The organism is Deinococcus ficus (genome assembly GCF_003444775.1).
GTDB lineage: Bacteria > Deinococcota > Deinococci > Deinococcales > Deinococcaceae > Deinococcus > Deinococcus ficus.
In genome coordinates this window covers 260,378-275,028 of the sequence record NZ_CP021081.1, presented here as the reverse complement: position 1 = coordinate 275,028, position 14,651 = coordinate 260,378, and the positions used below count along the sequence as shown (strand labels likewise).

Genomic DNA, 14,651 nt, shown 5'->3' with positions numbered 1-14,651 from the left:
GGGTCACGTGGCCCCCCCGCCCTCCCAGACGCTGGAAAGACCAGATGCCAAGCCCCGCCTCAGGAGCCGGACACGGCCTTTATCTGGAACGGCCGCGCCGAATCTGAGAACAGGCGCCGCCACGTGGCCTCATCCACCCGCCCCGTCACCGGTAACCCGTTCACCGCCTGGAAGGCCCGCACGGTCGCGGCCGTCACCGGCCCGTACCACCCGTCACCCCGTCCGCCCGCGCCCCCCAGCGTCAGCGCGATCAGGCGGTTCTGCACGGCCAGCACATCCGACCCGTTCATCCGGGGCGACTGCACCCCCAGCACCCGCCGGAACGGCACCGGCGCCATCACCGCCGGGCGCGGCGCGGCGGCAGAAGCAGGCGGCGTGGCCGGTCTGGGCTCCGCGGCCGACTTCGGGACCGGGGTGGTCGGTGACGGCGCCGCCGGTTTCACCGCGGGGGCCGCCGGGGCTTTCGGGGGCTCCGCCGGGCGGCTGATGGTGACCGTGCCCGTCTCGGAGGTCACCGTCACCGCGGGCGGCGTGGGGGCTGCACTGCCGGCCGCGGCGGGCACGGCCTCGGGCGGCACGTCCAGGTACACCAGCGTCTCGGCGCGGCCGTCCGGATCGGGCTGCAGGCGCAGGTACACGAACCCGCCCGGGGTGCGCAGCCAGTTGTAGACGCTGCGCTGCTCGTCCCGGCTGCGCCACACGCCGTGCAGATCGTCCTTGAGGGCGGCGGTGAGTTTCATGCGGGTCTGCTCGGTGGTGCTGGGCGCCCCCACGCAGCGCTTGGCGGCCGTGCCGATCTTCGCGTACGCGGCCGGGCAGTTGCGCACCACGCCGTCCAGCGCCTGCGCCACCCGGGTGGCGGCCGCCTCCAGGTCCGGCGCGCCGGGCGCGGCCTGCGCGCTGCCCAGCAGGGCGGTCAGGGTCAGGGCGGGCAGCAGCAGGGGCCTCATCAGGCAGTGGTAGCACGCCGGACCTGACGCGGGCTGAGCCCGCCCCCGCGCCGGGTTCAGCAAGCCCTCAGGGACGGCCGCCCGGCAGGGCCTAGACTCGGGCGCATGACGGACCTGTACCTGGATTTCCTGTGCCCGTACGCGTGGCGCGGCGTGGAGCTGGCGGCGGTGCTGCGCGCCGAGGGTGAACCCTTCCGGCTGCGGCACTACTCGCTGGTGGAGGGCAACCACCCGGACAACGCGGGCGCCCGCACCTGGCAGATCACCGCGCAGGCCGCGCCGGCGGGCGGGGAGGGCGGCTGGCAGGAGCAGAGCCTGCAGGCGTTTCTGGCCGCGCAGGCCGCCGCCCTGCAGGGTGAGGAGGCCCGCTGGGCGTTCACGCTGGCCCTGCTGCGCGCCCGCCACGAGGCCAGGCAGGACCTGAACGAACCGGCCTTCGCGCAGGCCGCGCAGGACGCCGGGCTGGACCTGGAGCGCTGGGCGCAGGACCGCGCCGACGACGTGGCGCGCCGCGCGGACCTGCGCGCGGAACTGGACGCCGCGGCGGAGATCGGGGTGTTCGGCACGCCGACGTTCGTGCTGCCGGACGGCGCGGCCGCCTACTACCGCTTCGAGCACCTGACCCGCGACCCCGCCGTGGCCCGGGAGCGCTGGAGCCTGTACCGCACGGTGCTGGGCAGCGAGGCCGGGATCGGCACGATCAAGCGCGCGAAACACCGCCCGGCGAAGTAAGCGCCGCTCAGTCCAGGCCGAGGCGGCGCGCGACCTCGCCGGTCGGGCGGGTCAGGCCGCTGCGGACGTCCATGTAGGCGCGGTACACCGGGTCGAAACTGTGGTGCAGCACGGCCATCACGCCGTGCTCGTCCACTTCCAGGCCCTGCAGGCGGAACCCGGCGCGGAGTTTCGGCACGATCACCGCGTTGTTGGTGGCGTGGTGGTGGCTGCGCACCACGGCGTAGCCCTCGGCGCGCAGGGCCTTCAGGATCACGGGCAGCAGGCGCGAGTACACGCCCTGGCCGCGGTGGGCGGGCAGCAGGGCGGTGTTCACCATGTACGCCGTGCGGGCGTCCCACTGCCGGGAGTACTGCCAGCCGGCGACCTGCCCCTCATGGCCGATCAGCCACGTATAGCGCGGCAGGTCCGGGGGGGAGAGCAGCGGGGGGGCCTGCCAGTCGAAGGACACCGTCTCGTACGCGGCGGCTTCCAGCTGCCCGTACACGCCCTGGTACACGTCGTACGGCACGCGGTGCAGGCGGTACCCGCCGCCCAGGTCCACGGCCGGGCCCACCACGTCCGGGAGCGGGACCTCGGGCGCCGGCAGGGCCGGGTGGGGGGCGGCAGCCGGCACGCCCAGGCGCCGGGCCGTTTCTCCAGTGGCGGGCCGGAAGCCGCTGCGGACGTGCTGCGCACCGGCATACGCCCCGTCCAGCGCGAGGGTCAGGGCGGCGTTCAGGCCGCCCTCGTACAGGTTGAGGCCCTGCACGGTGAACCCGGCGCGGAGTTTGGGGATGAGCACGCGGTTGTTCGTGGCGCGGTGGTGGCTTTTCACCAGCGTGTACCCGGCGGCGCGGAAGGTGCCCAGCAGGTGCGGCAGCAGGCGGGTGTACAGCCCGTGGCCCTGGTGTTCGGGCAGCAGGCCGGTGTCGGCCATGTACACGGTCCGTTCGTCCTGCTGCTGCGCGTGGCTCCAGCCGATCAGGGCCTCTCCCTGGGGGCCCGCGTGGTACAGGCCCCAGGTGAAGGTCTCGCCCAGCGGCGGGGGCGCCTTGGGGGCCGGGCCGAAGTCGTACAGCCAGCCCCCGCCGAAGATCCGGTCTTCCAGGCGGGTGCAGGCGTCCTGGTACGCCGCGTGGGGGATGGGGCGGGCCGAGTACCCGCCGCCCAGGTCGATGTGGGTCACGGCCCAGGGTGGCACACGCGGCCCGGGCGGTCCAGGTCGGCGTTCCGGCCTACTCGCCCTTCCAGACCACGCCGGCCGGCTGCTGCTGCGTGACGCAGTGGAAGCTGCCGCCGCCCTCGATGATCTGGCGGCTGGGCAGGCCGATCACCTCGCGGTCCGGGAACAGGGGCCGCAGGACTTCCAGGGCGCGGGCGTCGTTCGGGTCGCCGTACTGAGGGACGACCACGAACCCGTTGCCGATGTAGAAGTTCGCGTAGGTGGGCGGGAGCCGCCCCTCGGCGCCTTCCAGGTACTCGGCCGGGAGGGGCAGCTCCACGATGCGGAAGGGCTGGCCGTCGGCGTCGGTCATGGCGCGCAGGTCCTGGAGGTTTTTCGCCATGACGGCGTGGTTCGGGTCGGCCGGGTCGGGTTCCACGCTGGTCACGATGGTGCGCGGGTCGGTGAAGCGGGTGATGGTGTCGATGTGCCCGTCGGTGTGGTCGTTTTCCAGGCCGCCGTCCAGCCACAGGAGTTTCTGCACGCCCAGCAGGTCGTGCAGCAGCAGCGTGTAGCCCTCCTCGGTCAGGCCGGGGTTGCGGGTGTCGGTCAGGAAGCAGGAGCGGGTGGTGAGGCCCACGCCCGCGCCGTTCACTTCCAGGCCGCCGCCTTCAAGCACGATGTTCATGTCCCAGTGGGCGGCGTTCATGGTGCCGGCCACGTACTCCGGCACGCGGTCGTCGTTGGCGAAGTGGAACTTGCCGCCCCAGGCGTTGAACTTCCAGTTGACCAGGCTGACCTCGGTGCGGCCGTCTACGTGCCGCTGCACGAAGATGGGGCCGTTGTCGCGCATCCACACGTCGTCCAGGGGGACGCGGTGGTACTTCACGTTGGCGTTGCCCAGGCGCGCGCGGGCGTCCGTGTCGCTCTCCTCGTCGCGGACGAGCAGGTGCACCGGCTCGAAGCGGGCGATGGTGGCGACCAGCTCCGCGAACTCGGCGCGCACGCCGTCCAGGTGCCCGAACCACAGGTCGTCGTCGGCGGGCCAGCTCATCCAGGTGGCGGCGTGCTTCTCCCACTCGGCGGGCATGGCGAACCCCAGGTCGCGGGGCGTGGCGTCGGCGGGCGCGAGGTGCTGCATGCCCCGCATTAGAGCAGTTCCGCATGGGGCCGCGGTACGCTGGGGCGCATGGGCCGCTTCCTGAAAGTCGCCGACGAGGCCGCGTGGCTGAACCTGAACCGCGTGGACGTGCTGGCGGTGCGGCCGCACCTGCAAAGCACCGCGACCCGTGAGGGCGGTCCGGCGCTGGAGGAACTGCACGAGGCGACCGGGGCGTTCGAGGTGATCGTGTCGTTCCAGGAAAAGCTGTTCCCGGTGCGGCGCTTTCCCACCCAGGCGGAGGCCGTGGCGTTCGTGGAAGGGGTGCTGGAAGGCCTGGACCGGCAGGCCTGAGCCGCCCGGGGCCGGTCAGGGCTGGTCGCTGAACGTGACCGGCACCGGGCGGCGGTCATTCGTGGCGCGGCCCGGTGCGGACAGGACGCGCAGGCCCTTCCAGGCGGCGTCCTGCGGGGCGGGCAGTTCCAGTGTCAGGAACCGCAGGGCGCGGCCCTGGCCGACCAGGACCTTCACGATCAGTTCGCCCGCGCGGATGCAGCGGGCGTTGATGGGGCAGCGGTTGTCCTGCACGCGCACGACCGTGACGCGCTGATCGCCCAGCTGCCCGCTCTGCCCGGCGCTCAGGGTGAGGGTGGCGGCGCTGGCGGCCGGGAGCAGCAGCGCGGCCCCCAGGGCGGCGGGGCGCAGGAGGCGGGACAGGGCCGGGGGGGACGTGCGGGTCATGGGCATGGGCGCAGCGTAGGCCCGGAGCCTGAAGGGCCGCTGACGGGCCGCCGTGCCGTGAAGGGGGATCAGGCGAGGGGGTGGACGTCGGGGCCGGGTTCCGCGAGCGCGCGGAACTGGGCGGCCTTGTCACGCAGCCCCATGTGCTCGTAGCAGCGGGCGAGCTGCAGGGCGAAGAATTCGGTGGCGCGCGCGTCCTGGCGGCGTTCGGCGGCGTTCAGGCAGTCGCGGTAGTGCATGACGGCCAGGTGGTACATGCGGTCTTTGGCGGCCTGTTCGGCACGGCAGTGACTGATGCGTAGGGCCACGATGTCACTCATGCTGCTCACGGCGCTCATGGGGGGCAGTGTAATCAGGCCCCCCGGTGCATGAATGCAAGGTGAAGCAGGTTTCGGGACGTGCAGCGCGGCATTCTTCGCCCCAGTCGTAAATGAACCGCGTCCATTTCGCGCCTGCCTGAAGCGGGCCCGGCCAGGCCATCCCCCTCACACCGCCCGGACCCGGACACTCAGCGCCGGCAGGTTCACGTCCGTGAGCTGCACACGCAGGGCCGTGCCGGGCGCCGCGGGCGTGCTCATCGGCACGTCGAAGGCCAGGTCCGGGATCAGCAGGGTCGCCTGCGGGCCCCGCCGGTCCACGACCACCGCGTCCCACACGCGATCAGGCTGCGCGGCCACGAACCGCAGCGTGTGATGCCGTCGGCTCAGGCGCTCGGCCTGCCGGGTGCCGTCCGCGTTCAGCTGCGCCTGCGCGATATGCGAGGCCATCACCTTGCCCGGCATCGGCTCCCCGCCGGCCAGGAACGCCCGGAGCTGCTGGTGCACCACCAGGTCCAGGTAGCGGCGCATGGGGCTGGTGACCTGCGCGTACAGGTCCAGGCCCATGCCGTGGTGCGGGCCCGGCGACGGCTGGAAGCGCGTGCGGGCCAGCGTCTTGCGCCGAGCCCACTGCGCACTCAGGGTGTCCCCACGGACCTCGCGGGTGGGGTGGTCCTGCGTGGCGAACGGCAGAGGGATCTCGTTGTCATCCGCGAAGATCGCCGCGCCCCAGCCGGCCAGGGTCATGCACTCCTGCACCACCTGCCGCATCTCGGGTTTCGGCAGGGGCGTCACGCTGGCCCCGTGCTCGTCGGCCTTCACGCGCACCTCCGGCAGGTCGATGCTCAGGGCACCTTCCGATTCGCGCAGCTGCCGGCTGGCGCGGGCCAGGCGGGCCAGGGTCACGAACGGCTCCTGCCCGGCGTCCAGCTGCGCCTGCGCCTGCGAGTACGTGAGGCGCTGCACGCGCACGCGGGTGAGCTGCACGTCCACCGCCTCGGCGTTGCCCTCGGCGTCCAGGTCCAGCGACACCGACAGGGCGGGCGTCACGTCGTGCAGGCCCAGGCCGGCCTGCTCGACCAGGGCGTCCGGGAGCATGCCGACCGTGCGGTCCGGGAGGTACAGCGTGGCGCCGCGCGCGCGGGCCTCCTGGTCCAGCGGGCTGTCCGGCGGCACCAGCGCCGAGACGTCCGCGACGTGCACCCACAGCCTGGTCAGGCCGCCTGCCAGGGCCTCGACGGCCACGGCGTCGTCCGGGTCGCGGTTGCCCTCGTCGTCGATGGCGAAGCCCGGCAGGTGCGTCAGGTCCAGGCGCGCTTCGTCCGGGAAGGCGGGCACGGGCAGGGCAACGGGGCTCAGGGCGGCCTGCAGCCGGTCGGCGTACGGGGTGTGCGCCTCGGTCCAGACGCCCAGGCGCAGCAGCAGGGCGTGGGCGGCCTCCGGGGTTTCCGGGAGTTTCAGGTCGCGCAGGGTGCGGCTTTTTTCCTGTTTGCCGCGGGCGAGCAGTTCCACCTCGGTGCGCTGCGCGGGCGTGAGTTCGGGCGTGACGGTCATCGCTTCCAGCATAAGCGCCGGCCTCGTGACCGCCGGGAAGGGATGAGGCGGCTCGCTGATTGGCAATCCCGGTTTTATACCCGGTTCAGAGAGCTGGATGAAAGGTTCTTGAAAACTCTGTCTGAGACGCCTCTCTCCTTCCAGCATCTCACGGTATGTAAAATCTGATTTGACAATCAGTGATTTCTATGTTTCTATTCTCTCAGGAGGCGAGTATGAGTGACACAACCCCGAACGAAGATTTCCGCTCGCAGGTGGAGCGTCTGGTGGCCGAAGGCAAACTCACCGCCGAGGAGGCCGCCGGCCTGCTCCACCCCGCCGAAGAGGACAGCGCCCCGGACTTCCCCACCCCGCCCGAAGGGACCGCCACCGACCGCGCCAACCTGCACCTGGAAATCAGCGGGTACACCCTGCAGGTCGTCCACGACCCCCGCGTGCCCGCCCCGCAGCTGAACGCCACCCGCCCTGAGGAACTCATGCTGGAAGCCACCCCGGACGGCTGGAAGGTCAGCCGCACCCCCGGCCACCGGCACACCGGCTGGAGCGACCTGCGCGCCATCCTGACCGTGCCCTTCCAGCCGCAGAACGTGCGCGGCCTCGTCGGCGGCGGCAGCCTGAACCTGCCCGACCTGCGCGGCGAAGCGCACCTGAAGATCGGCGGCGGCAGCGTCACCCTGCACAGCACCCACGCCCTGAACGCCAGCATCGGCGGCGGCAGCCTGAAAGCCGGCGCCGTTCACGGCGGCACGCAGCTCACCATCGGCGGCGGCAGCGCCCGCATCGAGGAGGGCCGCGCCCTGAACGCCACCGTCGCCGGCGGCAGCCTCGCCTGGCAGGGGCACCTCAGCGAAGGGCAGCACACCGTGACCGTCGCCGGCGGCAGCGCCCGCCTGGACCTCGCGCCCGGCAGCAGCGTCACCCTGAACGGTCAGGCCACCGCCGGCAACCTGAAGGCCGACTTCCCCACCACCCGCACCGGACAGTTCGCCACGCACAGGTACCACGGCGTGCTCGGCGGCGGCAGCGCCACCCTGAACGTCCGCGTGACCGGCGGCAGCGTCGCCCTCTACAGCTGAACCCACCCCCAGCCCCCCACGCCGCCTGACCGGGCCGACCGCCCCGCAGGCCCCACGCACCGCCCCGTCAGGAGCACGCCACCCGCCGGGAAAGGAGGCCGCACATGACCCAGCTCACCCCCGCACCCCACCTCACCCACGCCACCCGCCTGAGCCCCGCCCTGGGCGCCCCCGCCTCCCCCACCCGGCGGTACCGCGTGATCCGCGCCGGCCAGCGCGCCCTGCGGCCCATCCGCGCGGCCCGCGTGCAGGCGCCCGCCCCCGCCACCCTGACGGCCCGGCTGCGCGCCCTGCTGACCGAACTGTTCACGCCTGACGCCGAACGCGAGTACGCGCGGCAGCACCTGCGCGCCAGACTCACCGCCGAGGCCGAAGCCCACCACCGGCGCCTGCTCATCCGAGGCCACGTATGAAAGAGAAAGTCAAACGCATCCTGGACCTGATCCGCGCCGGGAAACTCACCCTGGACGACGCCGCCCCCCTCCTCACCGCCCTGAGCAGCCGCCTCGCGCTGATCGGCAGCGACCAGGACCTGATCCGCACCCTGCTGGACCGCGACGACTTGGACACCGACCAGATCGCCGAGCACCTGCTGCTCCTGCGCGGCCTGAAAGGCCCCGGCAACCCCGGCTTCCCGCCCCCCCCGCCGCCCCCACCCCGCCGGCCCCAGGTCGTGATCGGCGGACGCCGCATGGACTTCGGGCACGGCCCGGGCCTGGACGACCTGGGCGAACGCATCGCCGCGAAGCTGGAACAGGCCGCCGAGAAATTCGCCGCGAAGGCCGAACGCCTCGGGCAGAACGTGGAGGACCACATGAGTCAGTTCGCGCACGACATGGAACGCACCATGGACAGCTGGGACCCCGCCGGGCCCCCCTCACCCACCGCCGGCCGCAGCCGCGTCCTGCGCATCCAGGTGGAATCCGAGGACGGCGACAGCTACAACGCCAACCTGCCCCTGAGCCTCGCGCCGCACCTGGAAAAACTGATTCCCGCGCACGGCATCCGCGCCCTGGAAAAAGCCGGGTTCAGCCTGGAGGCGCTGCAGCTCCTGATCGAGTCCGGCGCACCCAGCGGCGAACTCATCAGCGCCGAGGACAGCGACGGCAACAGCATCAAGATCATCCTCCGGTAAGGCCCGGCGCATGCTGCCCCGCCTCACCCCACCCCCGGCGTCCCCGGACCACCCGGTCCAGCGGGACACCGCCGCCTCCGCCACCCGGAAGGTGCGCGCCAGCGCCTCCACGTCCCTGCTGGCCCGCTGGTCCGCTTGGCACCCCACACCCCCCCAGGCGCCCGCCCGGCCCCCGTTGCGCCTGGACCTGCCCTGAACGCCTAGCATGACGTACATGCGCCCCCTGCCCCTGCCCTTCCCGGACGAGACCGAAGCGCCGCTGGTCACCGAACTGCGTTTCCCGACCAGCGGCACCACCGTCAAGGGCGTGTTCGAACTCAACGAGTTCGCCACCCTGACCCCGGAGAACCTGGACTTCCTGCGCCTGTACATCAAGGTGCGCGGCAACCTCAAGGAGGTCGAGCGGGTGCTGGGTATCAGCTACCCCACCGTCCGCGCCCGCTTCGACACCCTGCTGCGCGCCATCGGGTACGAACCCGAAACGCCCGACCCGCAGGAAGAGATCCTGCAACGCCTGGAACGCGGCGAGATCACCCCCGACGAGGCCGCCCGCAAACTCCGGCGGTAACCGGCCCCCTCAGTCCGGCAGCGCCCCCAGGTCCGGCCAGACCATCCGCACCTCCCGCAGTTCCCCGCCCGGAATGGCCTGCACCTTCCCGCCCGCCTCGTGCGCGCCCTGCCGGGCGTACCACGCGCGGGCGGGATTCACGTCCAGCACCCAGCACGCCGCGCTGCCCGCCCCCCGCGCCCGCACCTCCCGCAAAACCGCGTGCAGCAGCGCCCGCCCCACGCCCCGCCCCTGCACCCGGTTCAGGCTGTACAGCGTGAGCAGTTCCGCCGCCACGCCCGGATGGTCCCGCGCCTCGCCCGCCGACGCGAACGCCACCACCTCCCCCCCCAGCACGGCCACCCACACGACCTCCGCCCCCTGCGTGACGGTCTGCGCCCAGCCTGCCTCCCGCCGCACCTGCATCTCCCCGGACGTCATGCGGTCCAGAAACGCGTCCGGCATCCGGCCCCGGTAAGTCTCCGACCAGCTCTGCGTGTGCACCGCCGCGATGCCCGCCGCATCCGCCACCCCAGCCGCCCGAACCGAAACCGTCATGCCCCACCGTACCGTTCAGGACCGTTCCCGCCAGCCACATATCGCCCAGAGGTGCAGAAGCGGAAGACGAAGGGCGATGCCGGCCGTTTGACGCACAGCGTCAGGGCCTGGGAACCGAATCCGCACATTCCGTGGATGACGCCCTGTTCAAGGCCAACGACCGCGCCTGGCCAGCCGAACAACGCCCACCCCCATCTCCTCAGCGGAGCGCTGTTCACCCGTCCCCATCGGCGGGGTCACCGGTGAGCCCAAAAAACCACCCCGCACGAACGCGGGGTGATTTCCAAGCTTGAGCTGCAGATCATGTTGGATGGGCGATCAGGTTTTGGTGGCCCATCCGTTCACGGTCGGTCGCTCACTCTTCTTGACGCGATTGGCGCAGGAGGACCTGCTCTTCAGGACGCGAACTGGTGGCGCATCAGCATGATCTTGAGTTCGTGGGCGCTGGTGGCGCTGGCCATGGCGTCCTCGTCGGTCATCTGTCCGTACTCGACAAGTTTGGCGAGGTGCTGGTCGAAGGTGTGCATGCCGCGGGCGCCGCCTTCCATCAGGGCCTGCTTGATCTCCTCGGTGCGGTTTTCGTCCTTGATGCATTCCTTGATGGTGGGGGTGCCGAGCAGGACTTCCATGCCGAGGACGCGGCCGCCGCTGGCGTTGGGCAGCAGGCGCTGGCTGACGATGCCGACGATGCTTTCACTCAGGCCCTGGCGAATCTGGTCGCGTTCGTGGGGAGCGAAGAAGTCGATGATGCGGTTCACGGTGCGGATGGCGTCCTGGGTGTGCAGCGTGCTGAGCACCAGGTGCCCGGTCTGCGCGGCGGAGAGTGCCGCCTCGACGGTTTCCTTGTCGCGCATCTCACCGATCAGGATGACGTCCGGGTCCTGGCGCATGGCAGCGCGCAGGCCGTTGGAGAAGCTCATGGTGTCGATGCCAAGTTCCCGCTGGCTGATCATGGCCTGCTTGTCCTTGTGCAGGACCTCAATGGGGTCTTCGAGGGTGACGATGTTGACGGGCTGGGTGGCGTTGATGTGGTCAATGAGGCTGGCGAGGGTGGTGGTCTTGCCCGACCCGGTGGGGCCGGTGACGAGGACCAGGCCGCGTTCCTGAGCGCCGAAGTATTCGAAGGTTTCGCGGGGCAGGCCGAGCTGTTCGAAGCTGGGGATGCCTTTTTCCTCGATGACGCGCATGATCAGGCCCATGGTGCCGCGCTGGTAGTAGGCGTTCACGCGGAAGCGGGCGAGGCCGGCGATGCCGTAGGCGAAGTCGGCTTCGCGGGTCTGCTGGAATTCGTCCCACATGCCGGGGCGGATCATCATTTCGCGGGCGAAGCCTTCGACGTGTTCGGGGCTGAGTCTGGTGTCGCCGTAGCGGACCATGACGCCGTTGACGCGTCCGGCGGGGGCACTGCCGGAGCGCAGGTGGATGTCGCTGGCCCCTTCTTTCACGATGGCGGTGAGGACGCTGTTGAGGACACTGGTCATGGTGCCTTGAGCGTACGGGGGGGGTTCTTACAATTTTACTGCGTTTCTCGTAAAGCGCTCACGGTGCGCGTCTGGCCGTTCAGCCGGAGCGGGTGGGGCCGGCCGTGACCGTCTCGGCAGCCGCCGTGCCGGGGTCGTCCTGCCCGGGTTTCTGCGCGCGGAGTTTGCGGCTTTCCAGGTCGGCGTGCTGCGTGAGGTAGCGCACCCAGGCTTTCGCGGTGAGGGGCCCCAGGGCGTTGTGGTTCACGGTCAGGGCGTCCTCGGGCGGAGTGCGGTGCAGTTGCCGCACGAGGTCCACGGTGCCGGAGCGGGTGCGGGAGAGGTCCTCGCGCAGGTCCGGGAGGCTGCGGCCGCCCTCGGGCCGGTAGGGGTGGTGGGTGTCCTCCACGTACGGTTTCTGGCCCAGCGCGACTTTCAGGCGTTCCTGGCCCCAGCGTTCGATGCCGATGATGTGCATGAGCAGGTCGCGGTTGCCGGGGGTGTCCGCGGCGCGGTCGGCGCGGGCGGCGAGGGCGACGGAGGCGCGTTCCAGGGCGGTCTGGAGTTCCTGGTAGCTGCTGCGGCCGGCGGGCGCTTCCAGGACGCGGTTCACGACCGCGTTCTTCACGTCGCCGCGCCGGTTGCGGGCCAGATAGGCGGCCCCGGCGGCCACGCCGACGGTGGCGACGGTGATCACGGCAGGCAGCAGCACGGTGGGCGGGGACGGGCGGCGGCTCATGCCTTACTGTACGCGGTTCAGCCTTCGCCGGTTCCCTCCGTGGAACGCGGTCCAGCCGGCAGTCTCGGTGAAGGAAATGCGCGCTGTAGGCCATTTGGGACAGGTGGGGGGCGGGGAGGGGTGCGTACACTGCGGGGCATGACGGTCCTGAAGGTGGCGGCGGCGGCGTACCCGGTGGAGTACCTGGAAAGTTGGGCAGCGTACGCGGCGAAGGTGGAGCGCTGGGTGGCGGACGCCGCCGGGCAGGGTGCACAGTTGCTGGTCTTCCCGGAGTACGCGCCGCTGGAACTGATCAGCCTGCTGCCCGGGGCGCTGCACCACGACATGCACGGCATGCGCCCGGCGCTGCAGGCGTTCCTGCCGGACTTCCTGGCGCTGCACGAGCGGCTGGCCCGCGAGCACGCGGTGACGGTGGTGGCGGGGAGCCTGCCGGTGGCGCACGCGGGCGCGTTCGTGAACCGGGCGTACGTGTTCGGCCCATCGGGGCTGCTGGGGTATCAGGACAAGTTGATGATGACGCGCTTCGAGGCTGAGGAATGGGACATCGCGCCGGGGTCGGGTGTGCGGGTGTTCGGGGCAGCGGGCGTGACCTTCGGGATCGCCATCTGCTACGACAGTGAGTTCCCGCACCTGGCGCGGCAGCTGGCGGAGGCGGGCGCGGAGGTGCTGGTGGTGCCGTCCTTCACGGGGTCCCGGGCGGGGTACACGCGGGTGCGGGTGGGCAGCATGGCCCGCGCGCTGGAAGGGCAGTGTTACGCGGTGCACGCGCCGCTGATCGCGGACGCGCCGTGGACGTACGCGGTGGAGGACGCTGTGGGCGCGGCGGGCGTGTACGCCCCGGCCGACAACGGCCTGCCGGAGGACGGGGTGGTGGCCGCGGGCGGCTGGAACGAGCCGGGCTGGCTGGTGGCGGACCTGGACCTGGCCCTGACGCGGAACGTGCGCGTGGACGGGCACGTGCTGAACTGGCGGGACCGGCAGGCGGCGCTCACGCGGGCCACCCCGGCCGAGCGGGCGGGTGTGGAGGCCGGGGCGTGAGCGTGCGCGTCCGGGCGCTGGGCGCGGCGGACGCGCAGCCCTACTGGGACGTGCGGTACGCGACCCTGAGCAGTGACCCGTTCGCGTTCGGCACGACCGCCGAGCGGTTCGCGGCGCTGCCGCTGGAGCAGGTGGCCCAGCGGGTCACGCCCAGCGACACGCGCGTGTCGTTCGGGGCGTTCCTGAGCGGCCCGGACGGCCAGGAGGCGCTGGTGGGCATCCTGACCCTGGTCCGGCTGGACAGCCCGGGGTTCGCGCACCGGGCGGACGTGCTGGGCGTGGCGGTGCTGCGGGAAGCGCGCGGGCAGGGGGCCGGGGACGCCCTGATGCGCGCCGCGCTGGACCACGCCCGGTCCTGGGAGGGCCTGACCAGCCTGCATCTGGCGGTCACGGACACGCAGGCGGCCGCGCGGCGGCTGTACGAGCGGCACGGGTTTCAGGTGTGGGGCACGCAGCCGGACGCGATCCGCCGGGCCGGGCAGGTGCTGCAGGAGCATTTCATGTGGCGGCCCCTGTGAGCTTGAACTTCGTGCGGCCGCCGCGGCTGGGGCCGGGATCGCGGGTGGCGGCGCTGAGCCTGTCGAGCGGGTTCGTGACGGCCGTGATGGACCGGTACCGGGCGGGTGTGCGGCAGTGCGCCGCGGAGTTCGGGTGGGAGGTCGTGCCGGCCCCGAACGCGCTGCGCGGCCCGGACTTCCTGGACGCGAACCCGCCGGCCCGCGCGGACGACCTGCACTGGGCGCTGGAGCACCCCGGCATCCACGGCATGGTGAGCGTGATCGGCGGGGATGACAGCGTGCGCCTGCTGCCGCACCTGGACGCGGGGCTGGTGCGGCGGCACCCGAAGGTGTTCCTGGGGTTCAGTGACAGCACGGTCACGCTGCTGCACTTCCTGCGGGCGGGCGTGATGGCCTACCACGGCCCGGCGCTGCTGACGGACCTGGCGGAGAACGGCGGGATGCACCCCTTCGTGGTGCAGGGGGTGCGCCGGGCGGTGGTGGACGAGCCGGCGCCGTTCGACCTGTCGCCCGCACCGGAGTGGACGGAGCACTGGCAGGACTGGGCGGACCCGGCGCTGCAGGAGGTGCCCCGGCCCTTCCGGGCGGGGGACGGCTGGACGTGGGTGCAGGGCGACCGGCCGGCGGAGGGGCACCTGATCGGCGGGTGCGTGGAGGTGCTGGACATGCTGGTCGGCACGCCCGGCTGGCCGGCCCCGGAGTTGTGGCGGGGCGCGGTGCTGGCGCTGGAAACCAGCGAGAACGTGCCCCCGCCCGAGCAGGTGGGGTACTGGCTGCGCAATTACGCGGCGCAGGGCCTGCTGGCCGGGCTGGCCGGGCTGCTGCTGGCCCGCCCGCGCGGGTACGCCCCCGAGCAGGTGCAGGCGCTGTACGGCTGGGTGCGGCGCGTGCTCGGGGAGGCCGGGCGCCCTGACCTGCCGGTCGTGGCGAACGTGGATTTCGGGCACACCAGCCCGCAGCTGACCCTGCCGCTGGGGGGCCGGGCGCGGCTGGACCCGCCCGCCGGGCGGATCACGGTCTTTCCGTAACGGCGCCGGTGCCGG

The 14,651-nt window shown here is 72.1% G+C and carries 19 protein-coding genes; 10 read left to right on the top strand and 9 right to left on the bottom strand.

Annotated elements, in window-relative coordinates:
* Positions 1-59: 59 nt before the first annotated feature.
* On the bottom strand, positions 60-950 hold the full coding sequence (locus tag DFI_RS01310; protein ID WP_043778744.1) for a peptidoglycan-binding domain-containing protein: 891 nt from the start codon (positions 948-950) through the stop codon (positions 60-62).
* A 105-nt stretch (positions 951-1,055) separates the two neighbouring features.
* Between DFI_RS01310 and DFI_RS01305 the strand changes: the two genes are divergently transcribed.
* The gene (locus tag DFI_RS01305) at positions 1,056-1,682 is read left to right on the top strand and encodes a DsbA family oxidoreductase (RefSeq protein ID WP_027463550.1); all 627 of its coding nucleotides are present in this window, start codon (positions 1,056-1,058) and stop codon (positions 1,680-1,682) included.
* A 7-nt stretch (positions 1,683-1,689) separates the two neighbouring features.
* On the opposite strand, the gene DFI_RS01300 is transcribed toward DFI_RS01305, so the two are convergent.
* Both DFI_RS01300 and DFI_RS01295 read right to left on the bottom strand, forming a co-directional pair.
* Positions 1,690-2,850 (bottom strand): GNAT family N-acetyltransferase, encoded by a 1,161-nt coding sequence (locus tag DFI_RS01300; protein WP_027463551.1) that lies wholly within the window; start codon positions 2,848-2,850, stop codon positions 1,690-1,692.
* A 49-nt stretch (positions 2,851-2,899) separates the two neighbouring features.
* Positions 2,900-3,967: an agmatine deiminase family protein gene (locus DFI_RS01295; protein ID WP_051308013.1), complete on the bottom strand. Its 1,068-nt coding sequence runs from the start codon at positions 3,965-3,967 to the stop codon at positions 2,900-2,902.
* A 48-nt stretch (positions 3,968-4,015) separates the two neighbouring features.
* Here DFI_RS01295 and DFI_RS01290 point away from each other — a divergent pair, with 48 nt between their 5' ends.
* A complete protein-coding gene (locus DFI_RS01290) occupies positions 4,016-4,279 on the top strand; it encodes a hypothetical protein (RefSeq protein ID WP_027463553.1) in 264 nt (87 codons plus the stop codon).
* Between the two features lie 15 nt (positions 4,280-4,294).
* On the opposite strand, the gene DFI_RS01285 is transcribed toward DFI_RS01290, so the two are convergent.
* From DFI_RS01285 to DFI_RS01275, 3 genes are all read right to left on the bottom strand, one after another.
* Positions 4,295-4,666, bottom strand: coding sequence for a hypothetical protein (locus DFI_RS01285; protein ID WP_244940292.1), 372 nt, complete (start codon positions 4,664-4,666; stop codon positions 4,295-4,297).
* 68 nt (positions 4,667-4,734) lie between these two features.
* Positions 4,735-5,004: a hypothetical protein gene (locus DFI_RS01280; RefSeq protein ID WP_027463555.1), complete on the bottom strand. Its 270-nt coding sequence runs from the start codon at positions 5,002-5,004 to the stop codon at positions 4,735-4,737.
* A gap of 147 nt (positions 5,005-5,151) precedes the next feature.
* Positions 5,152-6,537, bottom strand: a complete 1,386-nt coding sequence (locus DFI_RS01275) for a ribonuclease R family protein (protein ID WP_027463556.1) — start codon at positions 6,535-6,537, stop codon at positions 5,152-5,154.
* Between the two features lie 215 nt (positions 6,538-6,752).
* Here DFI_RS01275 and DFI_RS01270 point away from each other — a divergent pair, with 215 nt between their 5' ends.
* The 5 genes from DFI_RS01270 (at position 6,753) to DFI_RS01255 (ending at position 9,316) form a co-directional block, all read left to right on the top strand.
* Positions 6,753-7,613, top strand: coding sequence for a DUF4097 family beta strand repeat-containing protein (locus tag DFI_RS01270; protein ID WP_027463557.1), 861 nt, complete (start codon positions 6,753-6,755; stop codon positions 7,611-7,613).
* A gap of 104 nt (positions 7,614-7,717) precedes the next feature.
* Positions 7,718-8,026, top strand: a complete 309-nt coding sequence (locus tag DFI_RS01265; RefSeq protein ID WP_027463558.1) for a hypothetical protein — start codon at positions 7,718-7,720, stop codon at positions 8,024-8,026.
* Complete coding sequence (locus DFI_RS01260; RefSeq protein ID WP_027463559.1) at positions 8,023-8,748, top strand: SHOCT-like domain-containing protein; 726 nt, start codon at positions 8,023-8,025, stop codon at positions 8,746-8,748. Before DFI_RS01265 ends, DFI_RS01260 begins: the two co-directional genes overlap by 4 nt.
* A 10-nt stretch (positions 8,749-8,758) precedes the next feature.
* A complete protein-coding gene (locus DFI_RS20035) occupies positions 8,759-8,944 on the top strand; it encodes a hypothetical protein (protein ID WP_027463560.1) in 186 nt (61 codons plus the stop codon).
* A gap of 18 nt (positions 8,945-8,962) precedes the next feature.
* Positions 8,963-9,316: a DUF2089 domain-containing protein gene (locus tag DFI_RS01255; RefSeq protein ID WP_022800502.1), complete on the top strand. Its 354-nt coding sequence runs from the start codon at positions 8,963-8,965 to the stop codon at positions 9,314-9,316.
* 9 nt (positions 9,317-9,325) lie between these two features.
* Here DFI_RS01255 and DFI_RS01250 read toward each other — a convergent pair whose 3' ends face one another.
* The 3 genes from DFI_RS01250 to DFI_RS01240 form a co-directional block, all read right to left on the bottom strand.
* Entirely contained in the window at positions 9,326-9,853 is a 528-nt protein-coding gene (locus DFI_RS01250; protein ID WP_027463561.1) for a GNAT family N-acetyltransferase, read from the bottom strand.
* A gap of 395 nt (positions 9,854-10,248) precedes the next feature.
* On the bottom strand, positions 10,249-11,334 hold the full coding sequence (locus tag DFI_RS01245; RefSeq protein WP_027463562.1) for a PilT/PilU family type 4a pilus ATPase: 1,086 nt from the start codon (positions 11,332-11,334) through the stop codon (positions 10,249-10,251).
* 79 nt (positions 11,335-11,413) lie between these two features.
* Positions 11,414-12,052 carry a DNA-binding protein gene (locus tag DFI_RS01240; RefSeq protein ID WP_051308016.1) on the bottom strand — a complete coding sequence of 213 codons (639 nt, stop codon included), beginning with the start codon at positions 12,050-12,052 and terminating at the stop codon, positions 11,414-11,416.
* Positions 12,053-12,190: 138 nt separating this feature from the next.
* Here DFI_RS01240 and DFI_RS01235 point away from each other — a divergent pair, with 138 nt between their 5' ends.
* The 3 genes from DFI_RS01235 to DFI_RS01225 are packed head-to-tail and all read left to right on the top strand — an operon-like array spanning position 12,191 to position 14,636.
* Positions 12,191-13,090 carry a carbon-nitrogen hydrolase family protein gene (locus tag DFI_RS01235; RefSeq protein ID WP_043778750.1) on the top strand — a complete coding sequence of 300 codons (900 nt, stop codon included), beginning with the start codon at positions 12,191-12,193 and terminating at the stop codon, positions 13,088-13,090.
* Positions 13,087-13,608 carry a GNAT family N-acetyltransferase gene (locus tag DFI_RS01230; protein WP_027463564.1) on the top strand — a complete coding sequence of 174 codons (522 nt, stop codon included), beginning with the start codon at positions 13,087-13,089 and terminating at the stop codon, positions 13,606-13,608. Before DFI_RS01235 ends, DFI_RS01230 begins: the two co-directional genes overlap by 4 nt.
* The gene (locus DFI_RS01225) at positions 13,593-14,636 is read left to right on the top strand and encodes a S66 family peptidase (RefSeq protein ID WP_027463565.1); all 1,044 of its coding nucleotides are present in this window, start codon (positions 13,593-13,595) and stop codon (positions 14,634-14,636) included. Before DFI_RS01230 ends, DFI_RS01225 begins: the two co-directional genes overlap by 16 nt.
* Positions 14,637-14,651: the final 15 nt, after the last annotated feature.

Excerpts from the sequence above, each read along its gene's own strand:
- DFI_RS01275 (WP_027463556.1), bottom strand. The coding sequence starts at position 6,537 with ATGACCGTCACGCCCGAACTCACGCCCGCGCAGCGCACCGAGGTGGAA.
- DFI_RS01270 (WP_027463557.1), top strand. The coding sequence starts at position 6,753 with ATGAGTGACACAACCCCGAACGAAGATTTCCGCTCGCAGGTGGAGCGT.
- DFI_RS01290 (WP_027463553.1), top strand. The coding sequence starts at position 4,016 with ATGGGCCGCTTCCTGAAAGTCGCCGACGAGGCCGCGTGGCTGAACCTG.
- DFI_RS01260 (WP_027463559.1), top strand. The coding sequence starts at position 8,023 with ATGAAAGAGAAAGTCAAACGCATCCTGGACCTGATCCGCGCCGGGAAA.
- DFI_RS01295 (WP_051308013.1), bottom strand. The coding sequence starts at position 3,967 with ATGCAGCACCTCGCGCCCGCCGACGCCACGCCCCGCGACCTGGGGTTC.
- DFI_RS01240 (WP_051308016.1), bottom strand. The coding sequence starts at position 12,052 with ATGAGCCGCCGCCCGTCCCCGCCCACCGTGCTGCTGCCTGCCGTGATC.
- DFI_RS01265 (WP_027463558.1), top strand. The coding sequence starts at position 7,718 with ATGACCCAGCTCACCCCCGCACCCCACCTCACCCACGCCACCCGCCTG.
- DFI_RS01305 (WP_027463550.1), top strand. The coding sequence starts at position 1,056 with ATGACGGACCTGTACCTGGATTTCCTGTGCCCGTACGCGTGGCGCGGC.
- DFI_RS01310 (WP_043778744.1), bottom strand. The coding sequence starts at position 950 with ATGAGGCCCCTGCTGCTGCCCGCCCTGACCCTGACCGCCCTGCTGGGC.
- DFI_RS01285 (WP_244940292.1), bottom strand. The coding sequence starts at position 4,666 with ATGACCCGCACGTCCCCCCCGGCCCTGTCCCGCCTCCTGCGCCCCGCC.
- DFI_RS01255 (WP_022800502.1), top strand. The coding sequence starts at position 8,963 with ATGCGCCCCCTGCCCCTGCCCTTCCCGGACGAGACCGAAGCGCCGCTG.
- DFI_RS20035 (WP_027463560.1), top strand. The coding sequence starts at position 8,759 with ATGCTGCCCCGCCTCACCCCACCCCCGGCGTCCCCGGACCACCCGGTC.
- DFI_RS01250 (WP_027463561.1), bottom strand. The coding sequence starts at position 9,853 with ATGACGGTTTCGGTTCGGGCGGCTGGGGTGGCGGATGCGGCGGGCATC.
- DFI_RS01245 (WP_027463562.1), bottom strand. The coding sequence starts at position 11,334 with ATGACCAGTGTCCTCAACAGCGTCCTCACCGCCATCGTGAAAGAAGGG.
- DFI_RS01280 (WP_027463555.1), bottom strand. The coding sequence starts at position 5,004 with ATGAGCGCCGTGAGCAGCATGAGTGACATCGTGGCCCTACGCATCAGT.
- DFI_RS01235 (WP_043778750.1), top strand. The coding sequence starts at position 12,191 with ATGACGGTCCTGAAGGTGGCGGCGGCGGCGTACCCGGTGGAGTACCTG.